This window comes from Desulfofundulus salinus, from assembly GCF_003627965.1.
GTDB classification, from domain to species: domain Bacteria; phylum Bacillota; class Desulfotomaculia; order Desulfotomaculales; family Desulfovirgulaceae; genus Desulfofundulus; species Desulfofundulus salinus.
Window position 1 is genome coordinate 1,531,556 of the sequence record NZ_RBWE01000001.1, and the last position, 26,825, is coordinate 1,558,380.

At 55.4% G+C, this 26,825-nt stretch carries 26 protein-coding genes, 1 tRNA gene, 1 pseudogene and 1 riboswitch; of the genes and pseudogenes, 23 read left to right on the top strand and 5 right to left on the bottom strand.

The window, feature by feature from the left end; translation table 11 throughout:
* Positions 1-121 precede the first annotated feature (121 nt).
* From D7024_RS07835 to D7024_RS07925, 16 genes are all read left to right on the top strand, one after another.
* Positions 122-898: a 2-phosphosulfolactate phosphatase gene (locus tag D7024_RS07835; RefSeq protein ID WP_121451286.1), complete on the top strand. Its 777-nt coding sequence runs from the start codon at positions 122-124 to the stop codon at positions 896-898.
* Between the two features lie 171 nt (positions 899-1,069).
* Positions 1,070-1,144: transfer RNA gene (locus D7024_RS07840), tRNA-Val, on the top strand.
* A 137-nt stretch (positions 1,145-1,281) separates the two neighbouring features.
* Positions 1,282-1,383, top strand: a riboswitch (cyclic di-GMP riboswitch).
* A 328-nt stretch (positions 1,384-1,711) separates the two neighbouring features.
* Positions 1,712-2,329 carry an HD-GYP domain-containing protein gene (locus D7024_RS07845; RefSeq protein WP_121451287.1) on the top strand — a complete coding sequence of 206 codons (618 nt, stop codon included), beginning with the start codon at positions 1,712-1,714 and terminating at the stop codon, positions 2,327-2,329.
* A gap of 124 nt (positions 2,330-2,453) precedes the next feature.
* Positions 2,454-3,665, top strand: coding sequence for a methyl-accepting chemotaxis protein (locus D7024_RS15365; RefSeq protein WP_121451288.1), 1,212 nt, complete (start codon positions 2,454-2,456; stop codon positions 3,663-3,665).
* A 336-nt stretch (positions 3,666-4,001) separates the two neighbouring features.
* On the top strand, positions 4,002-5,771 hold the full coding sequence (locus tag D7024_RS07865; protein ID WP_165859312.1) for a DUF3352 domain-containing protein: 1,770 nt from the start codon (positions 4,002-4,004) through the stop codon (positions 5,769-5,771).
* 535 nt (positions 5,772-6,306) lie between these two features.
* Positions 6,307-6,519, top strand: coding sequence for a hypothetical protein (locus tag D7024_RS07875; RefSeq protein ID WP_207666906.1), 213 nt, complete (start codon positions 6,307-6,309; stop codon positions 6,517-6,519).
* Positions 6,520-6,731: 212 nt separating this feature from the next.
* The gene (locus tag D7024_RS07880; RefSeq protein WP_121451290.1) at positions 6,732-7,799 is read left to right on the top strand and encodes a glucose-1-phosphate thymidylyltransferase; all 1,068 of its coding nucleotides are present in this window, start codon (positions 6,732-6,734) and stop codon (positions 7,797-7,799) included.
* Positions 7,800-7,816: 17 nt separating this feature from the next.
* Positions 7,817-8,278 carry a dTDP-4-dehydrorhamnose 3,5-epimerase family protein gene (locus D7024_RS07885; RefSeq protein ID WP_121451291.1) on the top strand — a complete coding sequence of 154 codons (462 nt, stop codon included), beginning with the start codon at positions 7,817-7,819 and terminating at the stop codon, positions 8,276-8,278.
* Positions 8,271-9,122, top strand: a complete 852-nt coding sequence (rfbD, locus tag D7024_RS07890; RefSeq protein ID WP_121451292.1) for a dTDP-4-dehydrorhamnose reductase — start codon at positions 8,271-8,273, stop codon at positions 9,120-9,122. The genes D7024_RS07885 and rfbD overlap by 8 nt, the downstream gene beginning before the upstream one ends.
* Positions 9,123-9,144: 22 nt before the next feature.
* Complete coding sequence (rfbB, locus tag D7024_RS07895; RefSeq protein WP_121451293.1) at positions 9,145-10,173, top strand: dTDP-glucose 4,6-dehydratase; 1,029 nt, start codon at positions 9,145-9,147, stop codon at positions 10,171-10,173.
* 112 nt (positions 10,174-10,285) lie between these two features.
* Positions 10,286-11,047 (top strand): OmpA/MotB family protein, encoded by a 762-nt coding sequence (locus D7024_RS07900; RefSeq protein WP_121451294.1) that lies wholly within the window; start codon positions 10,286-10,288, stop codon positions 11,045-11,047.
* 21 nt (positions 11,048-11,068) lie between these two features.
* Entirely contained in the window at positions 11,069-11,845 is a 777-nt protein-coding gene (locus tag D7024_RS07905; protein WP_121451295.1) for a flagellar motor protein, read from the top strand.
* Positions 11,846-11,992: 147 nt separating this feature from the next.
* Complete coding sequence (locus D7024_RS07910) at positions 11,993-12,487, top strand: chemotaxis protein CheW (protein ID WP_121451296.1); 495 nt, start codon at positions 11,993-11,995, stop codon at positions 12,485-12,487.
* Between the two features lie 44 nt (positions 12,488-12,531).
* Positions 12,532-14,724, top strand: a complete 2,193-nt coding sequence (locus D7024_RS07915; RefSeq protein ID WP_121451297.1) for a chemotaxis protein CheA — start codon at positions 12,532-12,534, stop codon at positions 14,722-14,724.
* Between the two features lie 43 nt (positions 14,725-14,767).
* Positions 14,768-16,123 carry a chemotaxis-specific protein-glutamate methyltransferase CheB gene (gene cheB / locus D7024_RS07920; protein ID WP_243113731.1) on the top strand — a complete coding sequence of 452 codons (1,356 nt, stop codon included), beginning with the start codon at positions 14,768-14,770 and terminating at the stop codon, positions 16,121-16,123.
* Positions 16,124-16,221: 98 nt separating this feature from the next.
* On the top strand, positions 16,222-16,584 hold the full coding sequence (locus tag D7024_RS07925; RefSeq protein WP_165859313.1) for a flagellar protein FlaG: 363 nt from the start codon (positions 16,222-16,224) through the stop codon (positions 16,582-16,584).
* Between the two features lie 3 nt (positions 16,585-16,587).
* Here the strand turns inward: D7024_RS07925 and D7024_RS07930 are convergent, their stop codons facing one another.
* From D7024_RS07930 to fliD, 4 genes are all read right to left on the bottom strand, one after another.
* Complete coding sequence (locus D7024_RS07930; RefSeq protein WP_121451300.1) at positions 16,588-17,172, bottom strand: Uma2 family endonuclease; 585 nt, start codon at positions 17,170-17,172, stop codon at positions 16,588-16,590.
* A 42-nt stretch (positions 17,173-17,214) separates the two neighbouring features.
* A complete protein-coding gene (locus D7024_RS14935) occupies positions 17,215-17,673 on the bottom strand; it encodes a hypothetical protein (RefSeq protein ID WP_207666907.1) in 459 nt (152 codons plus the stop codon).
* A gap of 317 nt (positions 17,674-17,990) precedes the next feature.
* Entirely contained in the window at positions 17,991-18,383 is a 393-nt protein-coding gene (fliS, locus tag D7024_RS07940) for a flagellar export chaperone FliS (RefSeq protein ID WP_121451301.1), read from the bottom strand.
* A 93-nt stretch (positions 18,384-18,476) separates the two neighbouring features.
* On the bottom strand, positions 18,477-20,045 hold the full coding sequence (gene fliD, locus D7024_RS07945; RefSeq protein WP_121451302.1) for a flagellar filament capping protein FliD: 1,569 nt from the start codon (positions 20,043-20,045) through the stop codon (positions 18,477-18,479).
* 176 nt (positions 20,046-20,221) lie between these two features.
* Here fliD and D7024_RS07950 point away from each other — a divergent pair, with 176 nt between their 5' ends.
* From D7024_RS07950 to csrA, 3 genes are all read left to right on the top strand, one after another.
* A complete protein-coding gene (locus D7024_RS07950; RefSeq protein ID WP_121451303.1) occupies positions 20,222-20,470 on the top strand; it encodes a ribbon-helix-helix domain-containing protein in 249 nt (82 codons plus the stop codon).
* Positions 20,471-20,536: 66 nt separating this feature from the next.
* Entirely contained in the window at positions 20,537-21,151 is a 615-nt protein-coding gene (locus D7024_RS07955; protein WP_207666908.1) for a flagellar assembly protein FliW, read from the top strand.
* Positions 21,152-21,400, top strand: a complete 249-nt coding sequence (csrA, locus tag D7024_RS07960) for a carbon storage regulator CsrA (RefSeq protein ID WP_121451305.1) — start codon at positions 21,152-21,154, stop codon at positions 21,398-21,400.
* Between the two features lie 303 nt (positions 21,401-21,703).
* Here csrA and D7024_RS07965 read toward each other — a convergent pair.
* Positions 21,704-21,913, bottom strand: a pseudogene (locus tag D7024_RS07965) (helix-turn-helix domain-containing protein); the annotation flags it as partial.
* Positions 21,914-22,360: 447 nt separating this feature from the next.
* Here D7024_RS07965 and istA point away from each other — a divergent pair.
* The 4 genes from istA (at position 22,361) to D7024_RS07980 (ending at position 26,438) form a co-directional block, all read left to right on the top strand.
* Positions 22,361-23,107: an IS21 family transposase gene (gene istA, locus D7024_RS14940; protein WP_207666909.1), complete on the top strand. Its 747-nt coding sequence runs from the start codon at positions 22,361-22,363 to the stop codon at positions 23,105-23,107.
* Positions 23,108-23,186: 79 nt separating this feature from the next.
* Positions 23,187-23,843 (top strand): Mu transposase domain-containing protein, encoded by a 657-nt coding sequence (locus tag D7024_RS14945; RefSeq protein WP_243113732.1) that lies wholly within the window; start codon positions 23,187-23,189, stop codon positions 23,841-23,843.
* The gene (gene istB, locus D7024_RS07975) at positions 23,840-24,598 is read left to right on the top strand and encodes an IS21-like element helper ATPase IstB (RefSeq protein WP_121451307.1); all 759 of its coding nucleotides are present in this window, start codon (positions 23,840-23,842) and stop codon (positions 24,596-24,598) included. Before D7024_RS14945 ends, istB begins: the two co-directional genes overlap by 4 nt.
* A 577-nt stretch (positions 24,599-25,175) precedes the next feature.
* Positions 25,176-26,438, top strand: a complete 1,263-nt coding sequence (locus D7024_RS07980; protein WP_121451308.1) for a flagellin N-terminal helical domain-containing protein — start codon at positions 25,176-25,178, stop codon at positions 26,436-26,438.
* Positions 26,439-26,825: the final 387 nt, after the last annotated feature.

Consider the following 26,825-nt stretch of genomic DNA (forward strand, 5'->3'; position numbering starts at 1 on the left):
TACTGTGGAAGCCCTTTAAATTTTCTTGCCGCCAGAGATAGGAAGCAGTATAATATTTGCGGTCCCCCGGACCAAATTCAATGCAAAGCCATAATCACTTTGGTGAAAGGGTTTTTAAATCATGCGCATCGACCTTCTTCCCACTGCCGAAAGTATAGTTCCGGCCGAACTGGCCGGGTGTACCGCGGTGGTTTTTGATGTGTTACGGGCCACAAGCACCATTGTCACTGCCCTGGCCCACGGCTGCCGGAGGGTGGTTCCGGTGGTAGACGCATCCGGAGCCAGAGAGCTGGCGGGCAGGCTGGCCGGGGAAAACACACCGGTACTGCTGGCAGGTGAGCGGGGTGGTCAAAAAATCCCTGGCTTTCCTTACGGCAACTCTCCCCTGGAATACCCGCCGGAAGTGGTGGGCGGCAAAGTGCTGGTCCTTACCACCAGCAACGGCACCCGGGCCCTGAACGGCGCGGCAAAAGAGGCCCACACTGTGCTGGTGGGAAGCCTGCTCAATGCCCGGGCCGTGGCTCAAAAGGCCTGCCGTCTGGGCAGGGATATAACCATGGTTTGCGCGGGCACGCAAGGTCAATTTTCCCTGGAGGATACCCTGGCAGCGGGAATGGTGGTGCTGGAGATTGTGGAGATGCTGGACCCGGGCTGGCTTTGTTCAAACCACCAGCCGTCTTCCTCCCTGGACCTTGCCGACTTCGCCGTAGCCGCCCTGCACCTGGCCCGAACCTACCGGGACAACACCCGCCGGGCTTTTGACCACTCCCGCCACGGGCGCAGGCTTTTAAACATGGGGCTGGCGGCTGATCTGGACTGGTGCGCTTCCCTGAACACCTTCCAGGTGGTGCCGGTGGTAAAAAAGGAGAGTAGCTATTTAATCATTGAAAAGTGTTGAAAACTGCTATATTCGGTTCGCCAGGAGCAACAAGGCCAGGAAAATAAACTCCGCCGCTCTTGAGCTTTGGACGATGGCACGAAAAAACAGGTGACCCCCTCTTGCGTTTGGCCGGCAAATATGCTAAAATAACACATGCAAGCGGGTTGGCCCCGCGGTAAACTACAAAACGGGCGCGTAGCTCAGTGGGAGAGCGCTTGACTCACATTCAAGAGGTCGCTGGTTCGAAACCAGCCGTGCCCACCAGCAAAATCAGAGCCCCGGAAAACGGGGCTTTTTGCTTTGCCCGAAAAACCTTGATTTTAAAGGACTCAAGTATGCTAAAATTATGTCGAAATAAGGTAGTGGGGTCGAAAAGTTAAAAAGCTATTTTGTTCAATCCGAATCCTGGAGGGCAAACCCGGCGAAAGCCGGGGGCGCAAAGCCACAGGTCTAAGGTTCCCCAAAGGGTTGCTACGGGGAACTATGACGGCTGGGTTGCAAGGGAGAAAGGTAGCTGCAGGAAAGCGTATACTTGTCTCCCTGCGGCTTTCTTAATTTGGAATAACGTAAAAGGCGGAGGTTTGAGCAAGTATGAAAGAATCCCTTATAGAACGTCAGTTCGGGGGGGGGGGGGTAACCTGTCTACATCTGGCCTTATTTATTAGCCCTATAAACAACTCTTTTGGGGTTCCCCTTCTTTGGTTCCCTCCTTTTTGGTTCCCCTTTTTACGCTCCCCACCCTTGTACCCGCCACCATCATTCCTATAAGAAACTGTTCTCATGAGTTTTTTCTACCGTTTCCATGGTAATTTCCATGATAGAGGTGTTTCCATGAAGCCCACACTTATTAACGCTGCTCGGGTACTGGTTCGGGTGCAGGAATCTCGATTTAAGTCGGACTGCCTGCATTCTCAGCGCGTGGCCTTTTATGCGCTCCTGCTGGCCAGGGAATTGGGATTGGACGAAAAATACCAGAAACGCGTCTACTTAGCTGGCCTTCTGCACGACATAGGCAAAATAGGAATCCCTGACTATATACTGTTTAAACAGGGCAAGTTGACTGCCGAGGAATGGGAGGAGATAAAAAAGCACCCGGTTTTCAGTTATGAAATTCTCTCAACCATTCCCGGTATGAAAGAAATTAGTCTCATGGTACTGCATCACCACGAGAGATACGATGGAACGGGCTATCCCGCTGGACTTGTAGCTCAAGATATACCTCTGGGGGCGCGCATTTTAGCCGTTGCCGACAGCTTCGACGCCATGACCACGGAGAGGATCTACCGACCTTTTCCATTATCCCGGGAAGAGGCTCTGAAGGAAATGCACTGCTGTGCCGGAGGGCAGTTTGATCCACTTTTGGTGGAAGTTTTTAGTCGCTTGATAGGACGGGGAGAAACTGATTTGAGCCTCTACGAACGAGAATTTACGACTAGTTTTTATCCCTGAATCCGGGCGAACTTAAGCGTTTGAACCAGAGGGTGCAAATCCCGACTGTACGGACCAGCAGGTAAATAGTTCACCAGTTGGACTTAAATTTAAACGTTCACGAAAAGGAAAGGGTGGGGTTAAGTTGCTGTTCTTTAGAAAGAAAAGTGAGCCGGGTACCTCCAATACCTTCAATTCGGGTGATTTGCTTTTTGGGCTTAGCGTAGGTCGTTTCATTATGGCGCACACAGATCTCCTGGCCCTGTGGAGCCGCTTGAGGGCAGATGAAGCGGCCCGCGAGGCGGAGGTTCAGGCATCGGGTTCTCAAGAACTCTCTGCCACTATCGAGGAAGTCAATGCTTCCGTGGAAGAATCGGCTGCCGCTCATCACCAAATGAAACAGCTGGCAGAAGCCAATCGCTCGGCACTGGCGGAGATGGACAGGCTTTTAAAAGTTGTGGCTACCGGTATACAGTATATGAGAGACCAGTTGAATGAAGTAAGCCAGCGTTTTAATCAGGTCAACCAGATTGGCGAAGAAGTTGCGGAGATTGCAGAACAGACCAACCTCCTGGCACTGAACGCTGCTATAGAAGCTGCCCGGGCTGGCGAACACGGGCGTGGTTTTGCCGTAGTAGCTGAAGAAGTAAGGAAGCTGGCGGGGAAAACGAAGGATGCGGTAGGGACTGTGAAAGAATTAACTGCAGAAGTGGGTCAATTATCAGAGTCAGCCAACCGCAGCAGCAAAGAGGTAACGGATTCCTTTGAGGTTTATTCCAGGCAGGTTACCTCTGTAGTACAAAGCATAGACGAAAGCATGAAGCAGGTGGAACTTGCAACCAGCGCCCTCGACGAAATAACCCGGGTCATGAATCAGGTTGCCACTACGACAACAGATCTTGCCCAGTCGTCCCAGCGGCTTGCCCAAATAACAGCCTTCGGTGACTCCTGTACGGCCAATGCCAGCCACATCCGTGAAGTCACCATGCCGGTTCTGGAAGAACTCCTGGTCGAGATAACCGAAGATACGCCGGTTCATACCCTGGCAGCCAGGCTTTTCGACCATGCCCGGTTCATTAACACTGTAGTGGCGAAAGTTGGAACAGGTGAAAAATTATCCGACCATACCGAATGCGCCTTTGGACGCTGGTATATAGGTGAGGGCGGCAGACAGTTCGGCCACTTGCCTGCCTGGCGGGCTATAGACGAGCCTCACCGCCTGGTTCATACTGTCGGTGCTGCTCTGGTGAGAGAAGCCCGGGCAGAAGCAGCCGAAGAATTGGCCCAGGCATCCCTGGAACTGCTACGTTGCTTCGTGGCGCTGAAAAAAGAGATTGCCAAAATAGCCAAAAGTTAAAAAGAGAAGGACTTAGGTAAAGGAATTGTTTCGGAACCCTATTTCGACCTGGAAACACGGCTAAAGATATGGACATTTTGTTATTTCCTGGGTGACGACCTGTACCTGTTTATTGACAGCCGGGTGAATTAAAAAAGATTTCAGCCACCACAGAAAGGTTAAAAACACCTGGAAGGAAGTACGGGCGAAGATGTACAACGCGGAGCTACTGCTCCAGGGGTATGCCCAGGTCATGACGGTCCCGCCCAATGTCAAGTGCGCGGACATGTTCCTGAAGTTCCAGAGAGAAGCCAGGAAAATAAGAAACTATTTCTTCAAGAAAGGAGTTGGTTCAACGTGGAGTGTGCGAAATGCAACGCCACGGTCGAGAATAAGGAGGCAAAATTTTGCCCCTTCTGCGGCACTCCCCTGAATGAGTTCGCACCACCGCCCAGTCCTTCGAAATCAAAAAAGGCCATCTGGATTGGGCTCGGCGTACTCACCTATCTTCTTCTTGTTATCGGTTTTGTTGCCCGAGAATCCCTCGCCCAAGTACTCCCATTCCTTAGCCCGTCTAACAGTGCCCGCGCAGCCAAACTGGCACCAGGCAATACCGACCTGTTTTTGGTCGTTAATCCCAATCTGGACCAGGTAAAAAATTTTGCCCGTATCAGAGACATTTACCTTTCCATCCCGGAAGTTAAAGATGCTTTCGACGATTTGCGAAGGGACTTTGAGGATGAATTCGGTTTAGACTTCAATGAAGACGTAAAACCCTGGCTTGGCAGGGAAATAGCCCTAATTGTCCCTAATTACAGCCACGAGGAGTTATACCTGCTCGCTGTTTCTACCACCAATATGAAAAAAGCTTCGGCCTGCTTACAAAAAGTGCGCCAGCACTGGGAAAAAGAAGGTATGGCATTCAAGGACCGGACTTATCAGGGGGTCGAGATAACCGTTGAAACCGGGGGTTCTTCACCGGTAGCCTACGCCCTGCATGAGGGGTTTTTGCTGCTGGCGGAAAGCGAGGAAGCCATCGAAAAGGCAATAGACATGACCAGGCAAAAAGGTGCGGCCACCCTGGCCAAAAATGAAAACTACAAAAAGGTAATGAAAAAGCTGCCAGCAAACAGGTCGGGTGCTTGCTATATCAACGCTGAAAACATTCCCGATATTATAAAGGACGAGTTGAACACGGATTTTCCCGTTGAAAGCCTTCACCACCTGGAAGCATATCAGGGGTTGGGCTTTTCCATAAGCTTTACCGGAGAAGGGGTGCGCTTTGACTACTCGCTGGCCTACGATAAAGAAAAATTACCCAAAGACCTTCCCCCTCCCGAAAAAGTTGAGAAGACCATCACCCTGGCTCCCGAAAACTCCCTGGTATTCATAGGGGGCGTTCACCTGAATTACGTAATGGAAAAAATTCTGGAAGACATTCAAAAAGAACCCGATTTTAAAGACATCGACGCGGAAATCGAATACAATTTGGGTATAGATATTGAAAGTGATCTCCTTTCCTGGTTGGGCAGTGAATATGGTCTGGCTATTGTCCCGGATAGAGACGGGTTATTGGGTAAAGAAACTCACCTGGGGATGCTCGCCATGTTTTCCGTAAAGGATATCCAGAAGGCAAAAAGGTTAATGGACAAGATAGCTGATTTGCTAGATGAAGAAGGATTTGTTTCGGATTCTGTGAAGGTTGACGGCAAGAACATCAAATATTTCTATGACCCGTATACTGAGGCATTTATGCTGGGCTACGGTTTCACGGATAATATTTTGGTTATTGGATCCTCGGAAAATCTTGTTAAGGAGGCCGTAACGGGCGACGGCAGCTCCCTGGCCGACAGCAATACATATAAAAAAGCATTTGCCAGCCTTCAGCCCAAATACGAGGGTTGTATTTTCATTGACGTGGAAAGAATTGTTGACACGGTACGTAGCAACCTGGACAGATTGGACCGGAGATCTTTTGATCGAGAAGTCTACCCATTTGTAAAGCCCCTACAGGCGGTAAGCTACCGGCAAGCAAGGACGGATGACAACTTCCTCTCCGGTACGTTGGTCGTTTTCGTGGAAGAGCCTGTAAACTTTTCAAGAAAGGAACTTAGCTACGAACTCTAAGAGAGTTTAGCGGGTTATGAGAGGAAGTCACAATTTAGCCGAAGGACAATCTTCAGGGGTGTTCGCTATGTTCAATCCCCAAAAACAAAAACAATCGGAAACGCGGAGGCAGATTGCCCGGAGGAAAGCAGCTGCTGAAGCACTAAAGGGTATTTGGGCTGATAAGGATGATTCCTTCTTTTCGGGGCGGTAACTCATGCGAATTTTGCTGGATACCAATATTTTGGTTGATGATTGTTACATAGCGGCCACCGCCATAGCCTATAAATTGCCGCTATATACCAGAAACCCGGACGATTTTAAATATGTCCCGCATCCGGATTTGAAAATAGTGGTTCCGTATCAGTATGAGGTTGACGTAACTTCATAAACAAAATCTAATACAGCTTGCAGGCTCTTAACGAGGCGATGATGCTGAAGAACAGTTAGTTAACAAAGAAAGCGGTCAGACCCGGCAGGTGTAGAGCTGCCGGCGTTTTCTTTTGTGTGGATCTGGTCAAGCGCCATATAAAGAAGCACTTCCCGGAGGATCAGAATGAGCATCACCAGCGCCATTGCCCGCGCTACAGCGGTGATCGCCGGCTTCAACATGCTTTCCGAGGTACTGAAGTTTATACGGGAAATGGCCCTGGCCTGCGTTTTCGGGGTCAGCGCGGCCACCGACGCCTACCTGGTGGCGTACACCGTGCCCAATGTGGTTTTTGCGGTGCTGGGCGGGGTGACGGCGGCTGGCAGGGCGCTTTACTAATGGACATCGAGCTCCGTGATGGTTATAATTGTTCATAATGAAAGGAAAAACGAACCACTGCATCCATATGGAAACCGTCTGGAACAATCCCGGCCAGCGCACCGTTCGGCCGGTGGGTGACCCGGCGTTGCCGCCGCGGGACGCGCGGCACCCGCGCCTGCGGGATGCCGGCAATAACTTTGTTTACGGTGTTCTGAAGGGGGAGGAGCAGTTTGAAAGCTCTGGTACTGGCCGGCGGGAAGGGAACGCGCCTGCGGCCCCTTACCTACACCACGGCCAAACAATTGATCCCGGTCGCCAACAAGCCCATCATCTTCTACGTGCTGGAGCAAATCGCAGCGGCGGGGATAGATAATGTGGGGGTAATTATTTCACCGGAAACGGGCGAAAACGTGAAAGACGCCGTAGGGGACGGCTCCCGCTGGGGAATAAAGATCACCTACATACTGCAGGAGACTCCCGCCGGGCTGGCCCACGCCGTGAAGACGGCCCGGGAATTCCTGGGAGAGTCGCCCTTTTTGATGTTTTTGGGGGATAACCTCATCCAGGGCGGCGTCGAGGCCTTCGTGCGGGACTTTGCCGCCGGTGAAGCCGGCGCCTTCATCCTGCTCAAAAGGGTAAAAGATCCCCGGGCCTTTGGCGTGGCCGTTCTGGACGGCCGGAACCACGTTGTCCAGTTAATTGAAAAGCCAAAGGAGCCGCCCAGCGACCTGGCCCTGGTGGGCGTGTATCTCTTCAGGCCGGCGATACATATGGCTATTGAACGTATCAAACCCTCCTGGCGGGGGGAGCTGGAGATCACCGATGCCATCCAGGAGCTCATCCATATGGGCTGCCCGGTGGAAGCCCGCATCCTGGAGGGCTGGTGGCTGGACACCGGCAAAAAGGACGATATCCTGGAGGCCAACCGGGTGGTGCTGGACGAGTTCGCCCGGCGGGACGTCAAAGGAGAGGTAGACGGCAAAAGCCAGGTGGTGGGCCGGGTGGAAATAGGGGAGGGCGCGCGGGTGATAAACAGTGTCATCCGGGGGCCGGTGGTCATCGGCAGTGGAGTTAACATCATTGACTCTTTTGTAGGCCCCTACACCGCCATTGCCGGCGGCAGCCACCTGGAACGGGTCTCCCTGGAACATGCGGTGGTGCTGGAGAACTGCCGCCTGGTGGACGTGGAGCACATCGAGGACAGCCTTATCGGGAGCAACACTCGCGTGGTCCGGGCCGGCGGCCGCCGCCGGGCCCTGCGCCTTTTCGTGGGCGACGACGCGGAAGTGGTAATTTGAGAGCAGGAGGGGTTTTTATGGAGCTGATCGACGGCGTGCAGGTAAAGAAGCTGCGCTTGATCCCCGACGAGCGGGGTTTTCTCATGGAGATGCTGCGCTCCGACTGGCCGGAGTTTGATAAATTCGGCCAGGCCTACATCACCGCCTGCTACCCGGGGGTGATCAAGGCCTGGCACTACCACAAAATCCAGTGGGACCACTTCGTCTGCGTGGGCGGCATGGCCAAAGTGGTGCTTTACGACTCCCGCGAGGACAGCCCCACCAAAGGCATGGTCAACGTCTTTCACATCGGCTACCTCAATCCCTGCCTGGTAAAAATCCCGCCCCTGGTCTACCACGGCTTCACCGCCGAGGGCAACCAGACGGCCTTAATTGTCAACTTTCCCACCGAGCTGTACAACTACGAGAACCCCGACGAATACCGCCTGCCCTATAACGACCCCTCCATTCCTTACACCTGGGAGGTGCGGCATGGCTAGGCGGGTGCTGGTCACCGGCGCTGCCGGCATGCTGGGCCGGGCGGTGACCGCGGAGTTCGGGCGGCGCGGGGAAGAAGTGCTGTCCCTTTCCCGCCAGGAACTGGACATCACCGACTTCGCGGCGGTGCGGTCCGCCCTGCGGCAGCTGCGGCCCCGGGTGGTGGTTAACTGCGCCGCCTACACCGACGTGGACGGTGCGGAAGCCAGCAGCGAGCGGGCCTTCCTGGTCAACGGCCTGGGACCCCGGAATCTGGCCCTGGCCTGCCGGGAAGTGGATGCCGTGCTGGTGCATGTGAGCACCGACTACATTTTTGACGGTCAAAAGGGCGAACCCTACGGCGTGTACGACCCCCCGAATCCCCTGAACGTCTACGGTAAGAGCAAGCTCTGGGGCGAGCGGGCGGTGGCGGAGGCCGGCGGCAGCTGCTTCATCGTGCGCACCAGCTGGCTCTTCGGCCACGGGGGCAGGAATTTCGTGGAGACCATGCTCCAGATCGGCCGGGGAAAGGGTGCCGCCCGGGTGGTCAGCGATCAGCGGGGCTGCCCCACCTGCACGGTAGATCTGGCCCGGGCCATTGCCGACCTGGTGGAAAGCGGCCGGTACGGCACCTACCACGTCACCAACAGCGGCAGCACCACCTGGTACGAATTTGCGGCGGCAATATTCAAACTGGCCGGCCTGGAGGTGGAACTGGCCCCCTGCTCCACGGCGGAGTTTCCCCGCCCGGCCAGAAGACCGCTCTACTCGGTGCTGGACCCGTTTCCCTTGAAGGAAACCACCGGTTACCTGCTCCCGCCGTGGGCAGACGCCCTGGAAAGGTACCTATCGGAAAGACAAAAATAACTTAAAAGGAGCAATGTGATCAATGAAACTGCTGGTTACCGGCGGAGCCGGATTCATCGGCTCCAACTTTATCCGCTATATCCTTGCGGCCCGCCCCGGAGTTTCGGTCATCAACCTGGATAAGCTCACCTATGCGGGCAACCTGGAAAACCTGGCCGATCTTGCGGACCACCCCCGCCATGCGTTCATCCACGGTGACATCTGTGACCGCCGCCTGGTGGGGGAGATTTTTTCCCGCGGCGTGGACGCGGTGATCAACTTTGCCGCCGAGTCCCACGTGGACCGCAGCATAGTGGACGCCTCGCCCTTTGTCGAGACCAACGTGCGGGGCACCCAGGTGCTGCTGGACGCGGCTGCGGAATACTGGAGGGAGAGGTTCGACGGGCAGGCGGCAGCCGGGGCTGAAAGGCCCGTGATCTTCGTCCAGGTCTCCACCGACGAGGTTTACGGCTCCCTGGGGCCGGAGGGGCGCTTTACCGAGGAGAGCCCCTTGAAACCTTCCAGCCCCTACTCCGCCAGCAAGGCCGCCGCCGACCTTCTGGCCCTGGCCTATCACCGCACCCACGGCCTGCCGGTGGTCATCACCCGCTGCTCCAACAACTACGGTCCCTACCAGTTCCCGGAAAAGCTCATCCCCCTCATGATCACCAGCGCCCTGGAGGATAAACCCCTGCCCGTGTACGGCGACGGCTTGAACGTGCGGGACTGGCTGCACGTGGAGGACCACTGCCGGGCGCTGGAGCTGGTTCTCTTCCGGGGGAGGCCCGGGGAGATCTACAACATCGGCGGCCACGGGGAGCGCACCAACCTGGAAGTGGTGCGGATGATCTTGCAGCTTTTGGACAAGCCGGAAAGCCTCATCCGGTTTGTGAAGGACCGCCCCGGCCACGACCGCCGCTACGCCATCGACCCCTCGAAGATTACCCGGGAGCTGGGCTGGCGGCCCCGGCATACCTTCGAGGAGGGGCTGGCGGCAACAGTAGAGTGGTACAGGCAAAACCGCTCCTGGTGGGAGCGGATTAAGTCCGGGGCAGCCCGTCACTGCCGCTGAGAACCTGGCGAAATTTAACCCCTCATGGGGAAGGAAGTCTTCCATTGGAGGCGAATAATGGGTATGGGCGTCCTTTGGAAAAGGAGTACAGTAGAAAAGGAGTACGTTTATTATGAAAAGAGAGAGTAAAAAGTCAAGTTACGGAAGCATGGAACGCTGGTTAATCACCTATGCCGACATGATCACCCTGCTGCTGATCTTTTTCATTGTCATGTACTCGTTAAGCCAGGTTGATATCAAGAAATTCCGCATGCTGGCCGAATCATTAAGTAAGGCCATGGGCGGCGGCGGGGTTATACTGGAAAATCTGGGGCCTTCGGTGGTCCCGGGCATCAGCGGCACACAGGTGGAAACGCCGCAGGATGTGGCAGATAAGGCGGAAATGGAAAATATCCGCCAGGAGCTGCTGCGGCAGATTCAAAAGCAGGGCCTGGCAGCCAGGGTTTCTGCTACCAGCGAGGAACGGGGCATTGTGCTCAGCTTCCAGGATGAGGTTCTTTTTAAACTGGGCTCGGCGGAGCTTACTCCCCGGGCACGGGAGATTATCGCCGCAGTGGCCCCCGTGCTGCTGAAAACCTCCAACTACATACGCATTGAAGGACACACCGACAATCTACCCATAAACACGGAACGCTATCCTTCAAACTGGGAGTTATCTACGGCCCGGGCTACAGCGGTGGTGCAGGAACTGATCCGTACGGCCAATTTTCCGCCCCAGCGCCTTTCGGCAGTGGGATACGGCGAATACCGCCCCCGGGTGCCAAACGATTCGGAGGCCCACCGGCAAATGAATCGCCGGGTTGACCTGGTTATCTTGCGCAGCAAATACAAGGGAGCGGAGCCGGAATCCTCGCTGCCGGCACCCCGGGATTAAATTACAGGAAAGGGATGACTGATGGACCTTGCCGTATTTGGTTTTGTAATCGCGGTAGTGGCCCTGGTGGGCGGTTTTATGCTGGAGGGGGGACATGCCAGCGCGCTGTTGCAGCCTACAGCCGCGTTGATAGTCTTCGGAGGTACAATAGGTGCTACCGTTTTCAGTTTTACTTTAAGCGACTTAAAACAGGTTCCCCGGCTCCTCCGGGTGGGGCTTTTTCGCACCATTCCCGAGCCCACCGACACCATCGAGCTCATTGTCGGCCTGGCCGACGAGGCCAGACGGGAAGGGCTGCTCTACCTGGAAAACCGCCTGGGTGAAATAGATGATCCCTTCCTGCGCAAGGGCATCCAGCTGGTTGTGGACGGCACCGACCCCGACTTGGTACGCAATATCCTTGAAGCAGAGCTTTACTCCATTCAGGAGCGCCACCAGGTGGGGGCGGGTATCTTTGAGGCTGCCGGTGGCTACGCCCCCACCATGGGCATCATCGGTACGGTCATGGGCCTGGTACACGTGCTCAGCTCCATTGATTCTCCGGAAACCCTGGGGCCGGCCATTGCCGTGGCTTTTATCGCCACCCTGTATGGTGTGGCCAGCGCCAACGTTTTCTGGCTGCCCCTGGCGGCGAAGCTGCAAAACCTGAGCAAAAAGGAAATGCTCCTGCGCCAGTTGATGCTGGAAGGCATTGTCTCCCTGCAGGCCGGGTACAACCCCATTCTTATTCGCGAGCGGCTGACTGCCTTCCTCAAGCCGGAAGCCCGGGAGGAGCGGGAGGAAAGATACGAGGAGTAATTTTTGTTCTGGTACGCCGCTATACCTGGTGCCGGTTTTAAAACGCGCCCGGCACCTTTGATCTATCCAGCAGCTTAACCCAAAACACAAGATTAATGCAAAGTCAAAGAGAGTAATTAAAACACCGCGGTAAAAGGAGAGGTTCCCATGGCTGGCGAACAGCAGGGCGAGTTGCAATTAGTGGTTTTCCGTTTAAAAGAACAAACCTACGGTGTGGATATCGGCCATGTTTTAGAAATTATCCGGGCTTCGGACATTACGGCCATTCCCGGTGCTCCGGACTTTGTGGAAGGCGTGATCAACCTGCGGGGGCGGGTAATACCCGTAATAGACCTGGCCCGCCGCCTGGGGCTGGCCCCCATCAACGTAACGGGAAACACCCGCATAGTGATCGTGGAGGTTGGAGGAACCACCGCCGGAATGATGGTGGATGGGGTTTCGGAAGTATTACGCCTGTCACAGGAGAGCGTCCAGCCTCCACCGCCAATGGTAGCGGGGGTTGCTGCCACTTACTTACAGGGCATTGCTATGGTTGATGATCGTCTGATTATTCTCCTGGATACCACCCGGATTTTCCGCCGGGAAGAAAAAGAGGCTTTACAGGAGCTTGCAGAACAGGCGGAAGAAAGGGCTGCCTCATAGATCCTGGCTTACGAGAGCAGGTTCAAGCAAAGGATGGTGAATGAATGTTTACGGAAGAAGAAGTGGCCGTCTTTTTAGAAGAACTGGAAGAAAAGCTTCAGGTCATCAACGACAACGTTTTAATTCTTGAACGGGAAGGGGGCAACCCCGAGGTAATCCAGGAAATCTTCCGGGCCGCCCACACCATCAAGGGCTCCTCGGCCGTTATGGGTTACGAGAAGATGTCCACCCTGACCCACGAAATAGAAAATCTTTTTGACCGCCTGCGCCAGGGAGAAATGGAGGTTTCCGAAACCCTGGTGGATGTCCTTTTTGAAGCCCTGGATACCTTAAAACTTTTAAAAGACGAAATCACCGGCCCGGCCGGTGAGGTGGACGTTTCAGCGGTAATTGAAAAACTGCGCGTCTGCCAGCTGACCTGCGGGGCGGGAGGGCCGGGTGGTGCCCCGGCAGGTGGCGGGACTGTGCCGGCCCCGGCGAAGATGAGTGATTCGCGTGAGTTGGGGGATACGCCCACCCCGGCTCAGGGCACCGGGTCGGACCTGTTGCTGCCGGTAGGCCAGGTTGCCGGAACTGCCGCCGGGCTTTCAGCCACCGGTACTTTTAACGGGTACCAGACCTACCACCTCACCCTGGAACTGGAAGATGCGGTGGAGGAGGTGGTGCGGGAAGCGGAAGTGCGGGGCTTCCAGGCCTACCAGGTGGACATCGGCATCGACCAGGGCTGCCAGATGAAAGGGGTAAGGGCATTTTTAATCTTTGAAACCCTGCAGCAAATAGGTGAAGTTATTAAAAGCGTCCCTCCGGCAGAGGATTTACAGGAAGGCCGCTTCGAACACGGGTTCACCGTAGTGCTACTGACAAAAGAGGATGCCGGGCAGGTACACGACCTGGTCTTTTCCATCGCCGAGGTGAGCAGCGTGGAGGTCCGCCCGGTCAGGCTGCAGTCGGGAGAGAAAATTCCGGCCCCGGATGCCGCCACCGGGCGGGCAGTCAAAAAGGAACCCGCACCACCGGGTAAGGGCAATGTAAAAACCGTGCGGGTGGACGTGCAGAAGCTGGACACCCTGATGAACCTGGTGGGGGAACTGGTAATCGACCGCACCCGCCTGGACCGGTTCGTGGAGGTTTTCGAAAGCCGCTACGGATCCGACGACCTGGTGGAAAACATAGTGGAAATCTCCAACCACCTGGGACAGGTGACCAGCGACCTGCAGGAAGAAATCATGAAGGCGCGCATGTTGCCCGTGGCCCACGTGTTCAACCGCCTGCCCCGTATGGTGCGCGACCTGGCCCATAAAATGGGCAAGGAAATTGACTTTATCATCGAGGGCCGGGAAACGGAACTGGACCGCAACGTAATCGAAGTCATCGGTGACCCCCTGATCCACCTTTTGCGCAACGCCGTGGACCACGGTATTGAACCCCCTGAAGAAAGGGTGCGCCTGGGCAAACCCCGCACCGGCCGGCTGCTCTTGAAGGCGGCCTATGTGGAGAGCCACATCGTGATCACTTTGTCTGACGACGGGCGGGGAATGGACCCGGACAAAATACGGCAGAAGGCAGTAGAGAAGGGATTGATGACTCCGGAACAGGCCGCCCGGGCCGGTGACCGGGAAATCCTGGACCTCATCTTTACCCCCGGTTTCTCCACCGCCGGCACCGTAAGCGACGTCTCCGGCCGGGGAGTGGGCATGGATATCGTGCGCAACCAGATCGAGCAGATAAACGGCTCGGTGGAATTTACCACTGCCCCCGGCAGGGGCACCACCTTCACCATCAAGCTGCCCCTGACCCTGGCCATCATCCGGGCGCTGATGGTGACCCTGGGGGATCACGTTTACGCCTTCCCGTTAACCAACGTGCTGGAAACCCTGACACTGAAACCCGGGGAAATCCGGCGCGTGCGCCACGCCGAAGTCATTGTGGTGCGCGGCCAGGTGCTGCCCCTGGTACGCCTGGCCCACCTCTTCCAGGAGAAAAGCAAGGAGGAAGGCAAGCTTTCGGTGGTTATCCTGGGCTCCGGGGATAAAAAGGTGGGCGTGGTGGTGGACCGGCTCATCGGCGAGCAGGAAATCGTGATCAAGTCCCTGGGCGGTTACCTGGGACAGGTGCCCGGTCTTTCAGGAGCCACTATCCTGGGCGACGGCAAAGTGGCCCTGATTGTGGACGCCCGGGGTATTGTCAAGGACGCCGGTGTGGAAGAAATTAGCTATGAGGTGAGCAGGGCGGGGTAGGATTGTCTTATAACCATTAATTGATTGAAAAGGGGTTTTTAAGGTGGCGGCGATTCGCGTGCTGGTAGTGGATGACTCGGCCTTGATGCGCCGTTTAATCACCCGCCTGCTGGAAAGCCGGGGTTATAATGTAATTGACACCGCGGCGGACGGTGAAGAGGCGGTGGCCAAGATCTGCGCCCTGAAACCGGATGTGGTCTCCCTGGACCTGGAAATGCCGGTACTGGACGGCCTGGGGGTGCTGCGGCGGGTGATGAAGGAATGCCCCGTCCCGGTGGTCATGCTCAGTTCCCACACCACCGCCGGCGCCCGGGCCACCATGCGGGCCCTGTCTTTGGGAGCGGTGGATTTTGTGGCCAAACCCTCCGGCCCGGGCCAGCTGGACGCCATGGTCGACGAGCTGGTGGAAAAACTGCGCGCCGCCGCCACAGTGGCCGCAAGCAAGCTGGTACGCCCCGGGGTGGGCATGGCATTTCACCCGTTTCCTGCCGGAAAGGCCGGGCCTTTACTGCTGCCCCCCCGGGGAAAAAGGCCGGAGGATGCCCGGACGCCTCCCGGCCCGCCGGGCAAACCGGTTGACTTCTCCAGCAGGAAAGAGGTGCCTCCGGTTAAACCGGCAGGCACAGGCTCCGTTCCGGAACGGCATGCCGGTACATCCCGCTTCAGCATGCCGCCCGTCTTGCGTCCCGCAGGCCGTTCACCGTCCGGGGCTCCCGCCGGTGCACCCGGCAGGGCCGCTGACGCCGGCAGCGCGAAGGCGGACCGGGACACCACGGCCGGCGGCACTGTGCCCCGGCTGGTGGTGGTACCGAAACGCCCCGCCCGCATCGACCTGGTCGTAATAGGCTCCTCCACCGGCGGCCCGGCCGCGCTGCAGGTGATTATTCCCGCCCTGCCGGAAGATTTTCCCGCCGCCGTGGTGCTGGTTCAGCACATGCCGGTGGGCTTTTCCGGCTCCCTGGCCGAACACCTGAACCGGCGCAGCCGCCTGCCGGTAAAACACGCAGCAGAGGGCGATCCCGTCATCCCGGGCCGGGTGCTGGTGGCCCCGGCCGGTTTCGACCTCACCTTTCGCGGGCACCCCGGTCACGTCACCGTCCACCTGGACGCTGGCAGCGGGCCCGTGCCTCCCGGGGGGTTCCGCCCTTCGGTGGATGGGGTGATGCTCTCGGCGGCGGAGGTTTTTGGAGCCCGGGTCATGGGGGTGCTCCTCACCGGTATGGGCCGGGACGGCGCCAGGGGCATGGCCGCCATCAGGGAAAAAGGCGGCCCCACCATCGCCCAGGACGAATCCACCTGCGTGGTCTTCGGCATGCCCAAAGCGGCTATAGACCTGGGGGCGGCGCTGAAAGTTGTCCCCCTGGGGGAAGTGGCGGGGGAGATGGTGAGGATGGTGTAGGCCGCGAAATATAATAGGGGACTGCGGGAGCCAAAACAGGGTAGTTGGAATGTGGTGATAACTCAGATAATCCAAATAATGGGATGGGAGGGCTGATTATGAAAGTAGGAGCGGGTGGATTGCAGTCTCTGGCGTCTCAAGAGGTGGCGCCGCTGCGGCGGGTTGAGCCCCCGGCGGCGGTAAAGCGGGAGGATGTCTTTCCCCAGGGTGCGCCTCCACCGGAAGAAGGGGGCTTCAGCCGGGAGGAACTGGTGGCCGCAGTGGGCCGGCTGAACCAGGCGGCAGAGGCCTACAACCAGCCCCTGGAGTTTCTGGTGCGGGAAGACGGGGAAAACCTCCGGGTGGAAGTGGTCGAAAAAGGTACAGGGGCGGTAAAAGGGGAAGTTCCCGGGCATATCGTGCTGGAGGCGGCGCGGGAACCGCATAAAACCATTGGCCTGCTCCTGGACCGGTACCTTTAAAAATCACTCATTATCTTTTTTTTCCACCGGTTTCGCTGCCTGAAATATTTCCCGGAGGGGAACTTCGATACCCTGGATGGCTTTAAGGGGTAAAGTGTCCTGGGGGCCGAAAATTTCAGGCTTACCGTAGGTACCGTCTTCCCCCAGGTAATAGCGCTCAACATACCTGCCCAGGGGATCGACAATGAGGTATTCCTTGACGCCAAAGCGCTCGTACAGTGCCTTTTTTTCCCGTTTATCCCTGAGGGCGCTGTGGGTGGAGAGCACCTCGACGATTACCTCGGGCGGCCCCTGGACATTGGCCTCTGTAACCCTGGCCTGTTCGCATACCACCAGTACGTCAGGCTGCACCACGTCGTATTCCGAAAGCACGACGTCTGTAGGCGCGACAAACGGCTCGCAAGGTGTGCCGGACAGAAGCCTCTCCAAACGGGCGTAAAAGCGTCCCACGATCTTCTGGTGAACAGTTGACGGGGAAGGGGTCATATTGTAAGCCTGCCCGTCAATGAGTTCCCACCGTTCATCCCCGGGCCACTTTAAGTAATCGGCGTAGGTATACCTCCGGCTTGCTTTTGTGGTAGCAGGCATAATAACACCTCCCCCATATGGTTCTGTTACTTTATAGTATAATCATCCCCGCCGGTCTACAAAATAACTTCCGGAGGCGCCGTTTTCCTTCATGTAGGCCCTGGCCTGCCCGGCCCTGCGGAGGTCCACCAACGCTCCGGCCAGGCGCTCTTTAACCTTTGCGGCCAGCCGGAGGTTCTGCCGGTGGATCTCATCGATTTCAAGGAGGAGGGCGGAGATTTCCGGCCCGCCCATGCCGGAGCCACCCGCCCTGTCCAGCTCATCAATCCCTGCTCTTATCTCTTCAATGGCGGCAAGGTGCCGGGAAACAGCACCCAGTGATTCCTCCGTCGCCGGCCCATCCTCGAGGCGCTCGAGCACGGCCTTTAAGGCCAGCACTTCACCGCGCATTTCCTGCAGGAGCCTGAATTTTTTTTCGTCTTGATTTTGTGGGGGCATTGTGGAATCATCCCTTTGGGCTTCCGCCTGCTCAAGTCGCTTGTCCAGTAAAACCGCTACCATCGGCACGGTGCCGCGTTGTCCAAAGCGAACGACTTGCGGAGCGCTGGTAACAGCACCCGGCGAAGCGAGGGTAACCGGACTGCGGCGCGAAACCAGCGGCACCGAAATGTAGCTTTAGAAAAGGTAACTTAACTGAAACGGCAAAAAGATGACAGCAAGGTGCAACTGCCATGCCGCATTTGCAGCGCCGCTAGTCCGGTCCGAAGCGAGCCGCGGTGCTGTCAGCGCGGAGCACTGGAGTGAGCGTGGACAACGCGGCACCATAGCGGGTTCACTGAACATTTACCCCTGAGTTACACTCAGGGGTTTATACCTGATCAGCCGCCCGCCGCCTGTTGCCCTTTCAATTTAAGGGCCTGTTCCCAGGTGCCGGCCAGATCTTCCACTAGGCCGGCCACCTCTTCAAGGATGGCCGGGTCTTTTTTCACGTTTGCCTCCACCAGGCGCCGATACATGTAATCGTAGAGGGCGGAAAGGTTTTTGCCGACTTCCATCTCCCGGTTGACGGTTTCCAGGAGGTACACGATGATGTCCTGGGCGCGCAGGTTTGCCCGGTGCGCACCGGGGATGTCCCGGGCGGCCAGGCAGTCACTGGCCTGGCGGATGAATTTGACCGCGCCGGTGTAAAGCATGAGCGTCAGCCGCCCCGGGTCGGCGGTGAGCACGGCGTTTTGGAGATATTGCTGGTAGGGGTTTGAAGCCGCCTGCATTTTTAAAACTCACCTCTTGGGATACGCGTTTCTTCTTGCCGCTTTTCAACCGTTTGGTTTGACTGAATACTTATTCCCTGCGGGAAACGACCCTTAACGGCCCTGGTACATACCGAGCTGCATGGCCAGCCAGGCACTCTGGGCGTTCATCTGCTGGATGGCCTGCTCCATGGCGGTGAACTGCCGCCAGTAGCGGTCCTCCAGTTGCTGCAGGCGCTCTTCCATGATGCTGATGCGTTCGTTCATGGCGGCTATCTGCCTGCCGATGGCGCTGTTGTCCGCGGTGCTGTAGGAACTGCTGGTGCCGGCCCGGGCGGAAATGAGAGCCATGGCGCTGTTCACGTCGTCGTAAAGCCGCATGGCGATGCCTTTTACCGCATAGTTCTCCGCACTCTTTGTAAATAAATTCATCACCCCGTCCGGGTCTTTCTGCAGGGCGTCTTTCAGCCTGGCTTCGTCAATGTAGAGCTTCCCCCTTTCCTCGTAGGAAAGGGTGGTGATTCCAACATCGGCCAGCGTGTCGTACCTGACAGCCAGCCCCGGCACAATAGCGGACATTGTAGCACGCATCCTGGAAACCACACTCTCCAGGAGGCTGTCGCCGCGCAGGAGGCCGCTCCTGGCCTTTTCCTCCCACTTCTTTTCCTGCTCGTCGGAAAGCTTTTCCCGCTGCTCGTCGGTAAGCGGCAGGTAGTCCCGGTAGCGGGGTTCGGTAAGCTTGCCGTTGATTTTGCCTATAATTTCGTTGTAGGCATTGACGAAATCCTTGATGGCGTTGAACACGGCGTCGGTGTCGTTGGAAACGGTTATGGTGGCGGAAGCATCCCCGCCCTGTTTCAGGGTGAGGGTGATGCCGTTTATGGTAACCGTATTGGTAGCGCTCTTTAAGCCCGTAGCGTCGCCGAAGTCAAACTCGGCGTCCTGGCCGGTGTAGAGCCCTGATTCGGGGGGGCCTGCGCTGTATAGCTTCATCTTAAGCTTCAATGTGTTGTCGGAGCCGTCCTCATTCGGGCCGGTTAAAAAGTTGTTCGGGTCGTCGGTCACCTTTATTTTCGCTGCTGCGCCCGTGGAGGTGGTAGTCAGGAAAAACCGGTTTAAAGTGGCGTCGTAGCTGGCGGTTATCCCCAGGTTGGCGGCGTTGATTTCCGCTGCCACAGTGTAAATGTTGGCCGTGTTGGTATTAAATGAAAAGTCTTTTTTGCCGTTCGCCCCTTCTAAGGTAAAGGTGAGGTTGTCGTACGAAAGGTTGAACTGAGCCTTTAGGGTTTTGGTTATTCCCCCTTCGGTCTCCTCCGGCAGGGCGGCCTGGCTTCCCTTGGACACCCCGGTAGCCAGCTGTTTCACCGTCACGGTGTACATCCCCGGCACGGCATTGGTGTTGGCCGAAGCACTGACAGCGGCCTCGTTGGACGAAGAAGCCTTCTTCGCCAGGTACGTGGCCTGCAGCCTCATGTTGAAGACCTTGTCCCGGAAGGCGCGCAGGCTGTCGTAGATGGCCCGGTAGTCCTCCTGCTGCCAGAGGAGGATCTGCTTGTCCTGGTTCAGCCGGTCCAGGGGTATCCTCTGCGCCTTCATCAGTTCCTTGATAATGGAATCGGTATCTATGCCCGAAGCCAGCCCGCCGATGCGCAGGCTGGAAGTGGCGGATAGGATGGAAGTCATCCCGATCACCTTCTAACGTAAGTTTCTACAATAAATGTATCGGAACCCGGGGCGAAAACTTGATAAGACTCGGGACGCCTGATTCCAAAATAAAAATTTTCGGCCCGGAAGGCTTGATCTTTTGGGAGTAATGTATTAATGATGGTATATAAAAATCGTTTTTGAGGTGTTTTGAGTTGAGCCGGTATCAGGTATACATCAAGCCCCACCACGACGCCCTGCTGAAAAAAAGGGCCGGCGAACCGGGCGTAACGGAAGCGGAATTAATCCGGCGCGCCATCGAAGCGCACCTTGCCGCCGGACCCTCAATCCCAAGGGACATCTCAGCCTGGGAACGGGAAAAACAGTTCATTTTGAGCCGGGTAAAAAAAGGGGACCAGGAAAGGGGCCGGCAGTGGCAGCGGGAGGAGCTTTATGTGCGTTAAACTGCTGATTGAGTCAACCTGACCCCTGCCATGCAGGCAGTTTTTTGGGAGAATGGAGGAATAGCATTGGCGTATGAACGGGGCAAAACCCTCACCTTTCCCGCCGGGCTTCCGGGCCTGCCCGCGGATTTGACCGAATTCGAACTGGTGGCCGCAGCGGAAGATTCGCCCTTTTTCTTTTTGCAGTCCCTGCAGGACGAAAACACCGGCTTCATCCTGGTAAACCCTTTCGCCTTTTTCCCGGACTACGAATTCGACCTGCCCGAAGAGGATGCCCGGGCCCTGGGCATAAAGGCCCCGGAAGAAGTGGCCGTCTTCTGCATCGTCAACGCCAGCCGGGGCCTGGCCCGCGCCACCGTCAACCTCCTGGCCCCGGTGGTGGTGAACGCGGCCACCGGCACGGCCCGCCAGGTGGTCCTGGTGGACGAACGCTACTCCATCAGGCACCCGCTGAGCGGGCTCCAGCCGGAAAACCGGGACCCGGCCAGACCACAAATTGAACCGGCCGGCGAACCATGTCCGTCGACCAGTTCCCGTTCCAGGCTTCATCCGGGTTCCCCCAACCACCCCCAGCTTCACCCGGAGATCCCGCCCCGGCACCTTTCCGGAACCGGGCTCGAATCCCCGCCGGGCAATGCCGGAACGGGCGAAGGGGCGAAACCCGCCGGGGAGGGGAAGTAAATGCTGGTGCTGACCAGGAAAAAAGGCCAGTCCCTGGTCATCGGCCGGGACATCCGCGTCGTGGTGGTGGAGGTCAACGGGGATGCCGTGCGCATTGGCATCGAGGCGCCGCCGGAGGTGGCCGTCTACCGCGAGGAAATCTACCGGACCGTGCAGGAGGAAAACCGCACCGCCCTGGTTACAAGGGAGCTGGCGGCAAGGCTGAGAGCGCAGGTCGAAAACAAAAACGAAAAAACCGCCCGCAAGTAGCGCCTGCTACGCAACCGGCAGCAATATACGGTATACTTTTTTTCCGGAGGGGACTCATGGCTTTCCACGCCGTCCTAAGCCTCAAAAGAAGCAGTGAGTTGCCGCCAGCCGAATTGTTGAAAATGCGCATCGTACGCAAAGGCAGTATCTATCCCCAGACGCTCCATAACAGCAAAACTTAGAGCGTCCCAAAGAACGGTCATTTGCATTTTTCCTCCGCCGTAGCAAGATATTTATCGTGGTTTTCGACCAGGTCGCGAGGACCTCCCGAAAACAGACCGGCTAACTGCCAGAGTTCCGGGTTTACCGGGCATCCTGCTGCGGGAGCCCTTTTTGTTTTTTTGGCCCCGGTTTCTTTTCGCCGGCTTTGCGTTTTCTTTCGGAACTCCGCAAATACATGAGCAATTCTTCCCTGGGAATGCGCCACAACTGACCAATTTTTCTTCCCGGAAGTTTACCGGCCCGTAAAAGTTTATAAATGGCCTGGGTGTGGACGCCGAGATAACCGGCAGCTTCCTCCGGAGAAGACTTCTTTTGCCATTTCGATCACCTCTTCTCCATTGTATAGTTACAGATCAGTATATATGTCAAGGTAACATTCCATAGTGTACTGTTAATCATCGCTCTGTTGGCGATTTTTGCCCGGTACAACCCGCAAAAAACCGGTCCTGGTGATCGCTGAATTTCCCTACTTGGTCAAGGCCAACACGGCCATGCCTTCTATTTTGCAAATATTCTGGGATGAATTGGGCAAAGGCAAGAAGTTTGCCGGGAGAAGCTGTCGCGGTTAAGTGCCGCCGGGAAGCTGCCTTTTCTCATCCCCAAAGCCGGGTGCTGATGGGATAAGAATACGGAAATCTGTAGATCGTAAAATAGAATTGACCCCCGATCGTCAAGTAAAACTGACCCACCCTATGATAAAATCTCCCTCGAGAGGGGGAGGCAAAAGAGGTGGTAAGCATGTACAAATGGCAACGCATCAAAGCACTGCATGCCCAGGGGGTCAGCATCAGGAAAATAGCCCGGACACTGGGTGTATCCAGGAATACCGTCAGGAAGTACCTTAAAGAGGCCAATCCACCACAATTTAAAGCCAGGAAGTATGATAAACAACTGGACCGGTACCGGGAAGAAATCCAGGCCATGCTCGATAAGGGTTATATTGGCACAAGAATACACAAAGAACTGGTTAAAAAAGGCTATAACGGCTCATTGTCCAGTGTACACCGCTATCTGCGGGCGTTTAAAGAAAATGATAAGGCCGCTAAATTAGCCACCACCCGGGTGGAAACCGGCCCCGGTCGGCAGATGCAGTACGACTGGAAGGAGTGGCTGCTGCCGGTTGATGGAAAATTGATAAAAATATATATCCACGAAGTAGTCTTATCTTGCAGCCGGATGAAGTATTACGCCTTCTCTTTGAGCATAACCACTGCCGATGTAATCCGCGCCCTTGCTGAAGCCTTTGTCTTTTTTGGCGGCTATGCCCTGGAGCTGGTGATGGATAATGGTAAGCAAATGGTTATCACCCACCAGAAGGACGATATTGTCCGTTACAATGACGATTTTTTGAAGTTCTGCGGGCTATATGGTATCCAGCCATCGGCCTGCGAAAACTACCGTCCCAGGACGAAAGGAAAAGTGGAACGGCCGTTTTACTATGTTCAGGAACAGCTGCTGCGTGGCCTGGAGGTGAAGTTTAAATGATTTTGCCGCCAAACTTAGAGATTTCCAGGATGAATACAACAAAAGACCACATAGCAAGTTGGGCCGGTCACCAGAGCAAATGTTTGAAGAAGAAAAAGCGCATCTTTTAAAAATACCTTCTATCGAGCCGGCTTTACTGCAATTTAAAGAATCCAGGAAGGTAAGCAATGACGGCTATATTTCCCATGACGGCAATCTTTACCCCGTACCCATGCGCTATTGCACAAAGAAGGTGTGGATAGAAATCATCTATGGCCGGCGCATGAAAGTATATGACGAGGCAGGAACACTGCTGGACGAGTTCGATCTTTACCTGCAAAAACAAGCCAGCCGTCCGGTTCACCCCGAACATGAAGCTATCAATCGTCAATACCAGGAAAAGAAAACCAAAGTTCGCTCCGCCCTGGCCGGGAAGTTCATCAGCACTTTTGGCGAAGCTGGCCGGATGTATCTGGAAGGGCTGCGCAACCACACAGGTGCAAACCTGTACTGGCATTTAGCAGAAATTCTGCGCTATCAAAACATATATGCCACTGAAGATATTGCGGCAGCCATAAAAGAATGCCTGAATATTGGCTCTTATCACAAAAACAGTATTAAAAGGTTGCTGGAGAAGAATGAAATTGCCCCGCTTTCTCTGGATTATGACCCGGCAAGTCTTAATCTGCCGCCGGTGGAAATCAAACGTGACCTTTCCTGTTATGCCCTGGATGAAAGCGAGGCGGCAATTTCATGAGCAATAAGCTGACCAGTTACCTGGAAAGCCAGATGCAGGCATTAAAACTCAAAGGAATGCTTACTCACTACCGGGAGATTACAGAAAAGGCGTCTCAAAACAACCTGTCTTATACAGAATACCTCTCCCTACTCTTCGAAGAGGAATTGAAAAGGAAAAACGATGGAACAGTCAAGACTAAAATTAACAAGGCCCGCTTTCCATTCATCAAAACACTGGAGGAATTTGACTTTGGCTTTCAGCCGTCATTGCGAGAAAAAGAAATCATCGCCTTAAGTTTTTTGGAATTTATTGAGAAAAAAGAAAACGTGATTTTCTTAGGCCCGCCTGGAGTCGGTAAGACCCACCTGTCAGTAGCCCTGGGCATTAAGGCATGCATGGCCAAATATCGGGTGGTGTTTATTACCGCCCAGAAACTGCTGGAAGAATTAATGCTCAGCGCCAGGGACGGTAGTCTGGCGGACAAGTTGCTGGGCTATTCCCGGCTTAACCTTTTGATCATAGATGAGCTTGGCTATATGCCCGTGAGCAAAGAGCAGGCCAACCTTCTCTTCCGTCTGGTCTCCATGCGCTATGAGAAAGGGAGTATTATCTTAACCAGCAACTATAACTTTAACGAATGGGGGGAGATATTTTCCGACCAGGTGGTGGCGGCGGCCATAATTGACCGGCTTATCCATCACGCCCGGATATTTTATATCAACGGGACAAGCTACAGGCTCAAAGGCAAGCTAAAAACAGCAAACAACCGTTAAAATGGCAAGCCCATGACCTCATGCTCTTTTGAGCTTGAGCTGAGCTCCCCTTTGAAATGCGAAAATTTTGCCTGCCTTGACAGGTGGAAGCAGCCGGTACAATGGATTGGAGCGAGGCGGTTCCTTACCCCCATCATGCTCCCCATCGCCGTCGCCTCGCCCGTGTATTCCTGCACCGGCTGCTGCCGGTTCCTGTCAAGGCCGAGCGAAGCGAGCCATGCAAAATTTTCGTCTCATCAGGGGGATCAATGCTGGTTATTTTTGTTCTCCAGTGGGTCAATTTTATTTGCACAAAGTGGGTCAATTCTATTGACAATCAACACGGAAATCGACCACCTGGGCCTTAACCATAAAGAAAACGCCATTTTTTTGGAGAATGTAAATACGGGAAACATCCGGTTGACGAGGATAACGCTAAAAAATTACTCCGCACCAGTCACTCCCCTCTAAACCTTCCTCAGGTCATTCCGAAAATATAATCAGAGGGCGGGTACCGGGCGGCCGACGGTACCGGCGCCTTCGCAAAGCCGTCGCCAGGGAAGGCGGCGAGAAAAAATTCAGGGAGGAATGAGAAAGCATGATCATCAATCACAACATTGCGGCGCTGAACACGTACAGGCAGCTTTCGGCAAACAATGTTCTGGCCAACAAGTCGCTGGAGAAGCTCTCCTCGGGCCTGCGTATCGTGCGTGCCGGAGACGACGCGGCGGGCCTGGCCATCAGCGAGAAAATGCGGGCGCAGATTCGGGGCCTGAACATGGCCGCCAAGAATGCTCAAGACGGTATTTCCCTCATCCAAACTGCCGAAGGTGCATTGAACGAGACACACGCCATTCTGCAGCGGATGCGCGAACTGGCCGTCCAATCCGCCAGCGATACGAATATCGCATCTGACCGGGCGGAGATCCAAAAAGAAGTCGATCAACTGGCGCAAGAACTTTCCCGTATAGGCAACACCACCGAATTCAACACGCAGAAGCTCCTTAACGGCACGTTCAAAGGCATCTTCCATATCGGTGCTAATGAAAACCAAAACATTAGTTTGGACATTGCTGACATGCGCAGCGCGGCCTTGGGTGTATTGGGCGATGTGTATTACCAGGATACGGGAACAGTGGCTAAAGCTACCACTGGTTCGCTTATTCAAGACGGCACTTACACCGTTTCCTACGATAACGTGAGCGGGAAGTACTTGCTGAAGACGGCATCAGGTACAGTCGTTGCAGAGAGCAACGATGGTACAAGTTACACTGGCAAAGTCTCTGGAGATTCGATTACCTTTAACGATCCGGTTACAAGTGGCCAGGTGGTAATCAGTGGTACATCGGCAACCGGCATGGCCAAAGTTGACAACAGCGGCCTCGACGCGGGTGTTTACACGTATGATGGAACAAATAAGGTATTGAAGAATGCGTTGGGTGAAATTGTTGCAACGGAGGATAGTACTACAGCTGGAAAGTTTCTGGCTCTCGATGGTACTACTGTGCTTTTTACCATTAGTGGTACACTGGCAAACGGCGATACTATCACCGTCGGCGGCATTGATGTATCCTCGCAGACAGCTGCCAACACTGCGATTGTGGCCATCCAGAAGGCAATAGACCTAGTCTCTGCCGAACGCTCCAAGCTGGGCGCCTACCAGAACCGACTTGAGCACACGATCAACAACCTGGGCACTGCTTCCGAAAACCTTTCCGCCGCCGAGTCCCGCATCCGCGACATTGACATGGCCAAGGAAATGATGGAATACACCAAGCTGAGCATCCTGCAGCAGGCCGCCACGGCTATGCTCAGTCAAGCCAACCAGCAGCCTCAGATGGTGCTGCAGTTGCTGCGGTAAGCGGAACTAAGCGGTAGGAGCGGGATGGTATCGCCATCCTGCTCCTGCTTTTTTTAATCTTCAGATTGTGTGCAAAATAGCTGTGGCTTAAGTGAAGTTTGACCAGCAAAGGGTGTAAGGCCGGGGTAACCTCGTAAAGCCTTGGGGTAGCGAGGGGTGCACAATATGGAATATCGTTATAAGTATGAACCTTTTGACTGCGTCGGCGCTCAAAAACCTTTTAAGTGGATAATGAGGAACCTTAATAAGGGTATTGTTGAGCTTTTCCCTGAGGAAAAAGTTGTCAGGGTGAAAGGAGTTGTATCTCAAGTTTTTTGCACGTGTACCCAGGAAGAGTGGGAAAAATTGCTACAACGTCTCCAGGAGAAATAGGTACTAGCGTGGAAC